This window comes from Rhodoferax sp. GT1R46 (assembly GCF_056521285.1).
In genome coordinates this window covers 14625-26627 of record NZ_JBWMBC010000007.1, presented here as the reverse complement: position 1 = coordinate 26627, position 12003 = coordinate 14625, and the positions used below count along the sequence as shown (strand labels likewise).

The window sequence follows — 12003 nt, the reverse complement described above, 5'->3', positions numbered from 1 at the left end:
TCTCTATATTTCAGTATCTGCACGACCACCTACGGAGGCCTGATTCACCTTCCTCGCTGGTTGAAAAGACGTTTTTTCAAATTCGACAAGCGTTGCGGGAACCGTTTCAGCAAAATGCATGGGTGGCGCTGCCTCACTGACTACCGCCGGTTTCCTTGGCTCGGCAGCCTCCACTCGCGATAGATAAGTCAACACACTATTAAGATCTGCCGCGAACAGCTCGCCACTTTGATACCTGGTTTCTGGCCTCTTGGTCAGCGCCCGTGCCACAACGTCCACCAGAATCTGCGGCAACTCCGGACGGATGCGGTACAAATCAGGCGCGTCCTCGTTGGCGATTTTATACATCAACTCTGACATGGAGTCGCCCCGGAACGGCAACACCCCCGCCAGCATCTGAAACAGCATCACGCCCAAAGAATACAAATCGGACCGCCCGTCCACCCTTTTTCCCGCAAGTTGTTCTGGCGACATGAAGCTGGGAGTCCCCAGCACCAGACCGGTTTTGGTCTTGCTTGAATCCGTGATGCGTGCGATTCCAAAATCGGTGACTTTAACCGCATCACTTTCACGGTCATACATGATATTGGCCGGTTTGATATCCCGGTGCACCACATTTTGCTTGTGCGCATAGGCCAACGCATCAGCCACCCGCGCCACGATACCCAGCACAACAGGAACGGGAAGCAAGTGGCCCTGCTTGCAATGTTCAGCCAAATCCCGCCCCTTGAGAAACTCCATCGCGATGTAAGCCAAGTCATGCTCTTCGCCAGCGTCAAAAATCGTAACGATATTCTGGTGCTGCAACCGCCCAGCCGTTTCAGCCTCCCGGAAGAATCTCTCGCGCGCATCAACCAGATCTTCCCCTGAAAACTCCTGGCTCAAAGCCAGGGTTTTTATGGCAACGACACGCCCGATTTTTGGGTCCTTGCCCAGATACACGACACCCATGGCGCCCTTGCCCAACTCTTTTTCAACCTGGTAACGACCCAGCATCGGCTTTTCCACCGCTCCACCTTCGAGCAGCATGGTCCCGCCAGAATGGCCTGTGGCTCCACCCAGCATCACCGTTTCCGAAAGATTTCTGGCCCGGCTGAGCCTCGTTTTGATGTCCTTGTAGTCCTTGTCAAAGGCCGCCATGTGCTCATAAACGGCTTCGGCTTTGTTGAACTGCCGTTTTCGCTCGAAATCAAGTGCGAGGCTGTATAAATTGCTCATCACCGCGTCACTCATTGGCACCCGACGGAACCGGTCAAAAGCCATATCGAATTGGCCTTGCCCCTGCAGTGCCAAACCCATCATGCGATTGGTTTCTGCCGACTCTTCATCGGCTTGAACCTTACCCGCCTCAGTCATCAAGAACCGTTTGGTCGTCAAAGCCAAGTGGCCCAACACCAGTACCGCAGCCGGAAACACGAGCTTCAGCCAAATCGCTCCCACAGAGAGCAGGCCAAACTCCACTGCCAACAGTGCGGTAAAGAAGGTCAAAGTCAACGTTGCAGCCATACTGGCGGAAAGCCGCGGCAACGCTGCAATCACGTACAGAGAAACCAGCACGAAGACGGCCAAAGTGGCCCATACGCCCCACGGGGGTTGAACAATAAAATGCTCGTTCAGAATGCTGGAGGTAATGTGAGCTATGGTTTCTGCTGGCGAAAGGGCGGCATTGCCAGGAACTGGAAACTGGACCCCCACGCCCGCAGCCGTCGCGCCAATGATGACAATCTTGTCCGTGTATTTGGAGGCCGGAATTTTTCCGGACAATACGTCGTAAAACGAATCTACAGCGAAGGCTGGCTTGTTGTCGCGCCCTTTGTAGAACTGAGGCAGCATCAGTGCCGAATCACCCGTCTTCACGCGCAACTTGCCAAGTTGCACTGACTCGCCAACGTTGAGTTGAACATCTGCCGAAGACAAATTCAGGCTCTTGATTGCGGCGAGCAATGCAATAGAGGGGACCGCTTTCCCGTAGTAGTTGACCAATAACGGCTCCGCGCGTACGGCTCCATCCACATCAGGAAACTGATTCAAGTGGCCGATGCCTGCGGCCGCACTGCCAAGCAACCCGATCGGTTGCTGACCCCGCGAAGCGGGTACCGAAAATCCTTTGGGATCTTCAAGCGTACTTCCTAACGCAAAGCCAGGAAGCAGTGTGTCTGGGTTACCCTGTTGGTCGCCAAGGGTAAAAACAGACGGGAGCAGGACATTGCCCGCATCTTTGATACTGGCTGCCAGGATAGCGTCTGTGTCCAGCGCCGCCTCAGCCTCTGAAACCAGCTTTACCAACTCTGCGGTCGGCAGTACACCATCAGCCGGATTTCCGATTGCCGCTTTGATTTTGCGTATGTAGACCAAGCCGGGGTCTATCTGGGGCTCGAAGAAAAAAGCAGTATGGACAATCGTTTTGGCTTTGGCCCTCGCGAGTTGATCTATCAGCTTGGCGTGAATGTCCCGCGACCACGGCCACCGACCGATGTTGGCAATACTCTGGTCATCAATGGCAATGACAGCAATGCGGTCGGACGGCTGCCGGGATGTACTGGTGCTGGCAAAGTCGTAGTACCGACGCTCCAGAGTCCCAATGAAGTCGGTTGCGAGGTGCAACCCGATGGACGCAATCACAATAGCCACTCCGGCGAACCAATCGGTCCTCCAGAAGGACCCCGATTTAGTAGTAGTTTTCGCCACCGTCCAACCCTAACCCCAATTTGCAGCTGCGTGCACTTCGCGACGCTCGCCGATGACAAACCCCGACCAACAGGACGAGCCGAGGGTCCACGTTATCAGATGCCGTTGGTGTCGACAAGGCACTTCTTCACAAAACGACATTATTCATTGGGCAACCGTTCAAGCCGCAGGTTTCGCGCGACTTCTAAGCATCACCCCAGCGACAAGAACAAACACTGCACCGATCAGACCCAAGCCATAGCTCCACACGGCTGCTTGTGGAACCCAGTCACGCACGGCCGGGTCCGTGTGCGCCATGGTTCCTGCGATCCAGCCTAGCAGCATTCCCCCAATGGTGATGATCGCGGGGAAACGGTCCATGAGTTTGAGCACCAGTTGGCTCCCCCAAATAATGATGGGAACGCTGACCAGAAGACCGAAAATAACCAGGGGCAATTGGTGCTGACCACCCGCACCTGTCGCAGCACCGGCAATGGCAATGACGTTGTCAATACTCATTACCAGATCAGCAATGATGACGGTTTTGACTGCGGCCCAGAGCTTGTCGCTGCCTTGTATGCTGGAATGCTCATCGTCGTTTTGCGGGGCGAGTAGCTTGACGCCAATCCACAACAGCAACGCCGCGCCAACGAGCTTCAAGAATGGCACTTGCAACAGCGTGAGGGCAAAAGCGATGAGGACGACCCGGAGGACAATCGCGCCTGCGGTTCCCCACAAAATCCCCTTGAGGCGCAGGTTGGCGGGCAACTGACGGCAAGCCAACGCAATCACAACGGCGTTGTCCCCCCCCAGCAAGACGTCGATCATGATGATCTGGCCCACGGCCACCCAAAAATGGGCGGTAAGAAATTCTTCCATGATGACTCTCCGAACGGATACGCCCGCAAAAAGCGTTGCGCCAAAAACAAAACCGGATTTCCATCAGGAAATCCGGTTTTGTATTATGGCCGCTGGCCACGACAGCGCCCAAAAGAGGAACCGCCGCGCCGGGTGGTTTACAGCAATGCTTTGAGCAACTTCGCCATTTCGGAAGGATTGCGTGTGATTGTGAATCCGCACTCTTCCATCACCGCCAGCTTGGCATCGGCCGTATCGGCACCGCCAGAAATCAGCGCGCCAGCATGGCCCATGCGCTTGCCTGCAGGAGCAGTCACCCCGGCGATGAAACCGACGATGGGTTTCTTCATGTTGAGCTTGCACCAGCGCGCGGCTTCGGCTTCATCCGGACCACCGATTTCACCAATCATGATGACGGCGTCGGTGTCAGGATCGTCATTGAAAGCACGCATCACATCAATGTGCTTCAGGCCATTGATGGGGTCCCCACCAATGCCGACTGCAGTCGACTGGCCCAGACCGATTTCGGTCAATTGCGCCACGGCTTCATACGTCAGCGTGCCGGAGCGGCTCACTACACCAATACGACCCTTGCGGTGAATGTGACCAGGCATGATGCCGATCTTGATTTCATCGGGCGTAATCAAACCAGGGCAATTAGGTCCCAGCAACAAGGTCTTCTTGCCGCCAGCGGCTTCTTTGGCGCGCATGCGGTTGCGCACTTCCAGCATGTCCCGAACGGGGATGCCTTCGGTAATGCAGATGGCCAGGTCCAGGTCGGCTTCAACGGCTTCCCAGATCGCCGCAGCGGCGCCAGCCGGTGGCACGTAGATCACGGACACGGTGGCACCGGTCTCGGATGCTGCTTCCTTGACGGATGCGTAGATTGGAATATTGAAAATCGACTCGCCGGCCTTCTTGGGGTTCACACCCGCAACAAAGCACTCTTTGCCGTTGGCATATTCCTGGCACTTCTCGGTGTGGAACTGACCGGTTTTGCCGGTAATGCCCTGGGTGATAACGCGCGTGTCTTTATTGATATAGATCGACATTTTGATTAACCTTTCACCGCTTTAACGGCTGCCTGCGCAGCTTCTGCCATGGTGTCCACCGAGATGATGGGCAGACCGCTTTCCGCCAGCATTTTCTTGCCCAGGTCTTCGTTGGTGCCTTTCATGCGCACGACCAGGGGAACATTCAGGTTAGTGGCTTTGCACGCAGTGATGACTCCGGTTGCAATGGTGTCGCACTTCATGATGCCGCCGAAGATATTGACCAGAATGGCCTTGACCTTGGGGTTCTTCAACATGATCTTGAACGCTTCCGTGACCTTCTCGGGGGTCGCACCGCCACCCACGTCGAGGAAGTTGGCTGGCTCAGCGCCAAACAGCTTGATGGTGTCCATCGTGGCCATGGCCAAACCGGCACCGTTGACCAGGCAACCGATGTTGCCGTCGAGGCTGATGTAAGCAAGATCAAACTTACTGGCTTCGACTTCGGCGGGGTCTTCTTCATCCAGATCGCGGAACGCCACGATTTCGGGATGACGGAACAGCGCGTTGGCGTCAAAGTTGAACTTGGCATCAATGGCCTTGATGTTGCCATTGCCCTCGAGGATCAGCGGGTTGATTTCAACCAGCGATGCATCGGTATCCATGTAGACCTTGTACAGCTTTTGCAGTACGTCCACGGCTTGTGCGGTGGAGCCCGCAGGCACACCAATGCTGTCTGCCAGCATTTTGCCTTGCGTATCGGTCAGGCCAGTCGCCGGATCAACGAATTCAGTGATGATTTTCTCGGGTGTGGAATGGGCCACTTCCTCGATGTCCATGCCGCCCTCGGACGAGACAATGAACGCCACACGCTGGGTGGCGCGATCGGTCACTGCCGAGACGTAATACTCCTTCTTGATGTCGGCGCCGTCTTCGATCAGCAAGCGACGAACCTTCTGGCCTTCAGGGCCCGTCTGGTGGGTGATCAGCTGCATGCCGAGAATCTCGCCCGCCAGCTTTCTGACTTCTTCCACCGAGCGGGCCAGCTTGACGCCGCCGCCCTTACCGCGGCCACCGGCGTGGATTTGCGCTTTGACCACCCAGACTGGGCCGCCGAGCTTCTGTGCGGCTTCAACGGCCTCCTGGACGGTGAAGGCAGGGATGCCACGGGGCACCGGCACACCGGCTTGGCGCAAGATTTCCTTGCCCTGGTATTCGTGAATTTTCATAAAGTCTCTTTTCGAGCTGGAAAAATTTCTCCATGCTGCAACAGGTGTTACACGGTGCATGGGGCGGGAAACAGTCGTTTCGGAATGTATCATGTTGCGATGCGTCAAACTTGTCGCTCGCTTACAGCGAGCAGCTTTGCTGCAATTCGCATTCCTCTCCTGGCTCGTGTGACTGGCAACCCATATGAAAAAAATATTTATTGATGGCGAAGCCGGTACCACCGGGCTGCAGATCCGTGAGCGCCTGCAAAACATGCCAGGCGTGGAACTCATCAGCATTGCGCCGGAGTTGCGCAAGGATGCGGCGGCGAAACAGGCACTGATGGCGCAAGCGGACTTGGTTGTGCTGTGCCTGCATGATGATGCAGCGGTTGAATCGGTGGCCATGATTGACGCGATCGAAAAACAGACCGGAAAGCCCGGGCCGCGCATCATTGATGCCTCCACCGCCCACCGCACCGCTTCCGGCTGGGTCTATGGTTTTCCTGAACTCGCAGCATCCCAACGTGCGGCAGTCGCCCAGGCACGCCGGGTGGCCAACCCGGGCTGCTACGCCACCGGCGCCATTGCACTCATCCGCCCGCTGGTGGATGCAGGGCTGCTACCGGTTGATTTTCCGGTTTGCCTGCCATCGATCAGCGGCTACTCGGGCGGCGGACGGCCCATGATTGAAGCCTACGAGGCGGGTAAGGCACCAGCAATGGAACTGTACGGATTGGGTCTCAAGCACAAGCACATTCCCGAAATCATGTGCTACACCGGGCTCACACGGCGTCCTTTGTTTATTCCCTCGGTTGGCAACTTCCGCCAGGGCATGCTGGTGCAGTTGCCACTGCATCTGGATACGCTGCCGGGTCAACCAACCGCTAGGGATTTGCACGACGCGCTGGCACGCCACTACGCGGGCAGCGAATGGGTGACCGTGGAGCCGGCCACAGCCGACCAAAAACTCGACGCGGTTGCCTTGGCCGACACCAACAAAATGGAACTGCGGGTTTTTGCCAACGACGCCCGGGCCGATGGCTTCGCCCATGCGGTTTTGGTAGCGCGACTCGACAACCTGGGCAAAGGGGCTTCAGGCGCTGCGGTGCAGAACCTGAAACTCATGCTGGACATCTAATCTTCATTCGATCCTGCCACCACCTTGTGAATGGCATCGCCGCCAAAGCCCCGGCTGGCCAGAAAGCGCATCTGCTTGCCGCGCTCGGCCGCATCACTAGGTGGAACTCCAAATTTTTTGCGCCAGACCTCACGGGCCCGATCGACCTCGGTGGCCCGCAATTGCTCCACCGCCTGGTCCACGGCCTCACGGTCCAGACCCTTGCTTTGCAACTCTTGACGAATCCGTGAAGTACCCAGCTTGGCCGAGCGGCGATGGAGCACGGACTCCACCACCCGTTGCTCGCTGATAAATCCTTTGGCCTGCAATTCGTCCAGCGCTTTGGCGAGGGCACCCGGTTCTTCCTCAAACTCGGCCAGCTTGCGCTCCAGTTCAGCACGCGAATATTCGCGTCCACTGAGCAGGCGCAGGGCACGGCCTTTGAGAGAGACAGGGGCTATGGCCATCGGGATACGTGTTACAGAAGACAGGTGCTTGCTATTGTTTCAATAGCTGCTTACGCAGCATCCACGGGGGCTACCGCCTTCTTTCCACCTGTTTTCACCTTGACTTCTGGCTCTGGGGCACCGGGCAACAAAGGAATGCCCAGCGACGCGCGCACCTTGTTTTCAATCTCAGTCGAAAGCGCCGGGTTTTCGCGCAGGAATTCGCGGGCATTGTCGCGGCCCTGGCCGATTTTTTCGCCGTTGTAGGCATACCAGGCACCGGATTTGTCCAGAATATTGGCCGTCACCCCCATGTCGATGATCTCGCCATGGCGGCTGATGCCTTCACCAAACAGAATGTCGAACTCCGCCGTTTTGAACGGGGAAGCCACCTTGTTCTTGACCACTTTGACCTTGGTCTCGTTGCCAATGGCTTCGTCGCCCTTCTTGATGGTGCCCGTGCGGCGAATATCCAGGCGCACCGAGGCGTAAAACTTCAGCGCATTGCCGCCGGTGGTGGTTTCAGGTGATCCAAACATCACACCAATCTTCATGCGGATCTGGTTGATGAAAATGACGGTGCAGTTGGTCTTCTTGATGTGGGCGGTGAGCTTGCGCAGCGCCTGGCTCATCAGGCGGGCTTGCAGGCCGGGCAATGAATCGCCCATTTCGCCTTCCAGCTCGGCTTTGGGCGTCAATGCGGCCACCGAGTCAACCACGATCAGGTCCACGGCGCCCGAGCGCACCAGGCTGTCCACAATTTCCAGCGCCTGCTCGCCAGTATCAGGCTGACTGATCAGCAAGTCTTGCAGGTTCACACCGAGTTTTTGGGCGTATTGAATGTCCAGCGCATGCTCGGCATCCACAAAGGCGCACTGGCCGCCAATTTTCTGCATTTCGGCAATCACCTGCAGCGTGAGCGTGGTTTTGCCCGACGACTCCGGGCCGTAGATTTCGACCACCCGACCACGGGGCAGACCGCCAACGCCAAGGGCGATGTCCAGACCCAGTGAACCAGTGGACACGACCTGGATGTCTTCAATCACCTCGCCTTCGCCCAGCCGCATGATGGTGCCTTTGCCGAACTGCTTTTCGATCTGCGCCAGCGCCACTTGCAGGGCTTTGGCTTTTTCACTGTTGGCGCCGTTGGTGTTGTTGACGTTGGCTTGGGCTTTGACGGGTGCGTCCATAAAAATCTCCTTAAGAATCCATAGTGGGGCGCATGGCAGTCAGTGGGGTTAATCACAGGCTGGATGCTTGAACAGTAGTCTAAATGCGATCTTAAAACCCACAAACACTTTTTTTCGTCAGTTTGCATTACTATTTGCAAATGACTGAATTGCACTCACACGACCGCTGGCGCAGCGCCCACACCGGACACTGGTTGCGTCTGGCACTGGCCCGATTCGATGCGCGGGTCCTGGCCCTCATGGCCCACCATCCCGGCGTGCCGCTGGGGCTAGCCAATCTGGCCGCTCGCGGTCAGGTCGGTGCCGCGCACTTGCACATTACCCGCCATCTGGCGCTGGAGGGATCCCGCCTGACCGCACTGGCACAGAGCGCCGGCATAACCAAACAGGCCATGGGCACACTGGTCAACCAGTGCGAAGCGTGGGGAATGGTCACCCGCGAAAACGACCCCCACGATGCACGGGCACGCCAGGTGCGCTTTACCCCCGTCGGCCATGCGTGGCTGACCGCCTACCAGGACGCAGTGGCCCAGGCCGAAGCGGAAATGCGGCAGGCAGTGGGCGACGAAGTGGCTGCCGTAATTGCCATCGGACTGGAGGCCTACAGCGGGGAATAAATTCACGCGCGAAGCAGGGCAACACCCTAGAGCAGCGCACACCGGCCACGCCTAGAATGACATAAAACGCCCAAACCAATCGGGCGTAAAAAACAAGGAGCAGACATGCGAATTTTGATCGCCGAAGACGACCAGGTGCTGGCCGACGGTTTGCTGCGTGCACTGCGCAGCGCCGGTGCCGCAGTCGACCATGTAGCCAGTGGCTCCGAGGCCGATGCCGCATTGATGACGAATACCGAATTCGACCTGCTTATCCTCGATCTGGGCCTGCCCAAGATGCACGGCCTGGAAGTGCTGAAGAAACTGCGGGGGCGCGGCTCCTCGTTGCCAGTTCTGATTCTTACTGCCGCCGATGCAGTCGACGAGCGTGTCAAAGGACTGGATTACGGCGCAGACGATTACATGGCCAAACCCTTCAGCCTGCAGGAACTTGAAGCCCGGGTGCGCGCCCTGGTGCGCCGTGGCATGGGTGCCGCCAGCAGCAACATCAAGCACGGTCCCTTGATCTATGACCAGGCGGGACGCGTGGCTACGATCGACGGCAAGATGGTGGAACTCTCCGCCCGGGAACTGGGCCTGCTGGAGGTGCTGCTGCAGCGCGCTGGCCGCCTGGTGAGCAAGGACCAACTGGTGGAACGCCTGTGCGAATGGGGCGAAGAGGTGAGCAACAATGCCATTGAGGTCTACATCCACCGGCTGCGCAAGAAGATTGAAAAAGGACCCATTCGTATCGCAACGGTTCGCGGTTTGGGCTACTGCCTGGAAAAAATTCCTGGATGAAGATTTTCCAGCGTGAGCAACGCAGCCTGTTCGGAGAGATTCTGGACTGGATGCTCACGCCCTTGTTGTTGTTGTGGCCCGTCAGCCTGGTGCTCACCTGGCTGGTCGCCCAGGGCATTGCGGGCAAGCCCTTTGACAGGGCTCTGGAGTACAACGTGGGCGCGTTGGCGCAGCTGGTAACCGTGAATCACAACCGCGCCCAGTTTGTGCTCCCGCTACCGGCGCGCGAACTGCTGCGCGCCGATGACGCGGACACCGTGTACTACCAGGTGCTGGGCGCATCCGGCGAATACCTGAGTGGCGAGAAAAATCTGCCCCAACCCCCTGAAGACGAAAGAATCATCGCGGGTGAAGTGCGTATGCGCGACGACGAGTTTCGCGGCGTGGGCATCAAAGTTGCCTACACCTGGGTGAAGCTGGAGCTGCCCAACAGCAAGCCTGCACTTGTGCAGGTGGCTGAAACGATGGACAAGCGCTCGGTGCTGGCGACCGAAATTGTCAAAGGTGTGATGCTGCCGCAGTTTGTGGTTTTACCGTTGGCCGTCTTGCTGGTGTGGCTGGCGCTGGTGCAGGCGATCAAACCGCTCAATCACCTGGAGGAGCGCATTCGGGCGCGCAGCCCGGATGACCTGAGCCCTCTGGACGTGGAGGCCGTTCCCCTGGAGGTGGCACCGCTGGTGTCCTCCGTCAATGACCTGCTCTTGCGCCTCAAAGACTCTATTGCCACCCAGAAACGCTTCCTGGCCGATGCCGCGCACCAGCTGAAAACACCGCTGGCAGGCCTGCGCATGCAGGCCGACCTGGCACAGCGCGAAGACGCCAGCGCCGAAGACCTGAAACAATCCTTGCGCCAAATTGGCCGCTCCAGCATCCGGGCCACCCATACCGTCAACCAGTTGCTGGCGCTCGCGCGGGCCGAGAGCAGCGGTGCAGTGCTCAGCCACCAGACCTGCGATCTGGCCCGTCTGACCATGGAAGTCGTTCGCGACTGCGTACCGCGAGCCATGGACAAGCAGATTGACGTCGGCTACGAAGGCGCCCAGCCAGGTGCCGAAGGCGTCACGCTGCAAGGCAACCCCACGCTGCTCAAGGAAATGGTGCGCAACCTGATGGACAACGCCATCAACTACACCCCGTCCAATGCCGACAAACCCGGCGTCATCACCGCACGGGTGCTGATTGACCCCTTCAGTAAAGTGCTTGTACTGCAAGTGGAAGACTCTGGTCCGGGGATACCGGCCTCCGAGCGCGAACTGGTGTTCCAGCCGTTTTACCGGGTACTGGGAACAGAAGCTGACGGCTCAGGACTGGGTTTGCCCATCGTGCTGGAAATTGCACGCCAGCACAACGCCAGCGTCACGGTGGACGACAACCGCCCCGGGCAACAACCACCGGGCACCTGTTTCACCGTGCGATTTGCGGGTGATCCCTCCGAAGCCTGAAGAACCTCCTCGCCTTAACTGCAGCGCTTGAAGTCCTTGCCCGCCAGGGCGGGCTTGATCTCATTGAGACGGATTTTGAGGGCCTCAGTAGCCCCAGGCAGCTTCAACCGCGCGCTGCGCACCTCTTCACGCTCCTGAACCACTTTCGCGGTGCGAATGCCACGGGGGTTCAACCGCGCAAGTTCAGCTGCGGCCGCCTCTTGCGTGTCGAATCCACCCAGCGACAGGCCAGGCTCCAGCGCAGGATTCTTCAGGCCCTGTGGCGCGAGGCCCAGGGCCGAAAGCTCATTGCGCTTCTTGTTCAGCGCCTCTGCATTGGCGAACTTGCCCATGTAGACGATCCAGTGCGCTGGCTCCACGACAGAATCGAGCGTCCAGGAACCCGGGGGCAGACTGGCCTCCAGAACAAGGCGCAGCGCAGCCGTCTGCGCCTCATCAAAAGGACCGGCTTGCAAGCATTCTTTGGGGGTCAGATCCGCTTGTATCTGTATCTCGATCTGCTTGAGCTCGCCAGCTGACAACACGCGCAGCGCCTCGGGTTTGATCTGCTGCGCCAGGCGTTGTGGTTCGCGCTGCTGCGCCGGCGCAAACCCGTATGCCCGCAGCAAGCCTTCGCTCCACGCGAAGTAGGCCCCATTGGCCAGAATCAGTATCAGTACAAGCAGTCGCAACATGGGTTCAGA

The 12003-nt window shown here is 58.1% G+C and carries 11 protein-coding genes; 4 read left to right on the top strand and 7 right to left on the bottom strand.

All coding sequences use genetic code 11. The features are described 5' to 3' along the window. Positions 1–3: 3 nt before the first annotated feature. The 4 genes from AC097W_RS15110 to sucC form a co-directional block, all read right to left on the bottom strand. Positions 4–2631, bottom strand: a complete 2628-nt coding sequence (locus AC097W_RS15110) for a CHASE2 domain-containing serine/threonine-protein kinase (protein WP_479603449.1) — start codon at positions 2629–2631, stop codon at positions 4–6. Between the two features lie 216 nt (positions 2632–2847). Continuing rightward, complete coding sequence (locus AC097W_RS15105; RefSeq protein WP_479603448.1) at positions 2848–3546, bottom strand: TerC family protein; 699 nt, start codon at positions 3544–3546, stop codon at positions 2848–2850. 137 nt (positions 3547–3683) lie between these two features. Further along, positions 3684–4577, bottom strand: coding sequence for a succinate--CoA ligase subunit alpha (gene sucD / locus AC097W_RS15100; RefSeq protein ID WP_479603447.1), 894 nt, complete (start codon positions 4575–4577; stop codon positions 3684–3686). 5 nt (positions 4578–4582) lie between these two features. Then, on the bottom strand, positions 4583–5746 hold the full coding sequence (gene sucC / locus AC097W_RS15095) for an ADP-forming succinate--CoA ligase subunit beta (RefSeq protein WP_479603446.1): 1164 nt from the start codon (positions 5744–5746) through the stop codon (positions 4583–4585). Between the two features lie 184 nt (positions 5747–5930). Between sucC and argC the strand changes: the two genes are divergently transcribed. Beyond that, positions 5931–6866, top strand: a complete 936-nt coding sequence (argC, locus tag AC097W_RS15090; RefSeq protein WP_479603445.1) for an N-acetyl-gamma-glutamyl-phosphate reductase — start codon at positions 5931–5933, stop codon at positions 6864–6866. Here argC and recX read toward each other — a convergent pair. After that, a complete protein-coding gene (gene recX / locus AC097W_RS15085; RefSeq protein WP_479603444.1) occupies positions 6863–7312 on the bottom strand; it encodes a recombination regulator RecX in 450 nt (149 codons plus the stop codon). The two genes, argC and recX, sit on opposite strands and share 4 nt — an antisense overlap. Positions 7313–7362: 50 nt before the next feature. Beyond that, positions 7363–8481: a recombinase RecA gene (gene recA, locus AC097W_RS15080; protein ID WP_479603443.1), complete on the bottom strand. Its 1119-nt coding sequence runs from the start codon at positions 8479–8481 to the stop codon at positions 7363–7365. A gap of 140 nt (positions 8482–8621) precedes the next feature. Here recA and AC097W_RS15075 point away from each other — a divergent pair, with 140 nt between their 5' ends. From AC097W_RS15075 to AC097W_RS15065, 3 genes are all read left to right on the top strand, one after another. Next, entirely contained in the window at positions 8622–9098 is a 477-nt protein-coding gene (locus AC097W_RS15075; RefSeq protein WP_479603442.1) for a MarR family winged helix-turn-helix transcriptional regulator, read from the top strand. 105 nt (positions 9099–9203) lie between these two features. Beyond that, positions 9204–9878: a response regulator gene (locus tag AC097W_RS15070; protein WP_479603441.1), complete on the top strand. Its 675-nt coding sequence runs from the start codon at positions 9204–9206 to the stop codon at positions 9876–9878. Then, positions 9875–11320, top strand: a complete 1446-nt coding sequence (locus tag AC097W_RS15065; RefSeq protein ID WP_479603440.1) for a sensor histidine kinase — start codon at positions 9875–9877, stop codon at positions 11318–11320. The genes AC097W_RS15070 and AC097W_RS15065 overlap by 4 nt, the downstream gene beginning before the upstream one ends. Positions 11321–11334: 14 nt before the next feature. Here AC097W_RS15065 and AC097W_RS15060 read toward each other — a convergent pair whose 3' ends face one another. Further along, positions 11335–11994, bottom strand: coding sequence for an SPOR domain-containing protein (locus tag AC097W_RS15060; protein WP_479603439.1), 660 nt, complete (start codon positions 11992–11994; stop codon positions 11335–11337). Between the last annotated feature and the right edge of the window lie 9 nt (positions 11995–12003).

Excerpts from the sequence above, each read along its gene's own strand:
- argC (WP_479603445.1), top strand. The coding sequence starts at position 5,931 with ATGAAAAAAATATTTATTGATGGCGAAGCCGGTACCACCGGGCTGCAG.
- AC097W_RS15065 (WP_479603440.1), top strand. The coding sequence starts at position 9,875 with ATGAAGATTTTCCAGCGTGAGCAACGCAGCCTGTTCGGAGAGATTCTG.
- sucC (WP_479603446.1), bottom strand. The coding sequence starts at position 5,746 with ATGAAAATTCACGAATACCAGGGCAAGGAAATCTTGCGCCAAGCCGGT.
- AC097W_RS15070 (WP_479603441.1), top strand. The coding sequence starts at position 9,204 with ATGCGAATTTTGATCGCCGAAGACGACCAGGTGCTGGCCGACGGTTTG.
- AC097W_RS15060 (WP_479603439.1), bottom strand. The coding sequence starts at position 11,994 with ATGTTGCGACTGCTTGTACTGATACTGATTCTGGCCAATGGGGCCTAC.
- recX (WP_479603444.1), bottom strand. The coding sequence starts at position 7,312 with ATGGCCATAGCCCCTGTCTCTCTCAAAGGCCGTGCCCTGCGCCTGCTC.
- AC097W_RS15105 (WP_479603448.1), bottom strand. The coding sequence starts at position 3,546 with ATGGAAGAATTTCTTACCGCCCATTTTTGGGTGGCCGTGGGCCAGATC.
- AC097W_RS15075 (WP_479603442.1), top strand. The coding sequence starts at position 8,622 with ATGACTGAATTGCACTCACACGACCGCTGGCGCAGCGCCCACACCGGA.
- sucD (WP_479603447.1), bottom strand. The coding sequence starts at position 4,577 with ATGTCGATCTATATCAATAAAGACACGCGCGTTATCACCCAGGGCATT.
- recA (WP_479603443.1), bottom strand. The coding sequence starts at position 8,481 with ATGGACGCACCCGTCAAAGCCCAAGCCAACGTCAACAACACCAACGGC.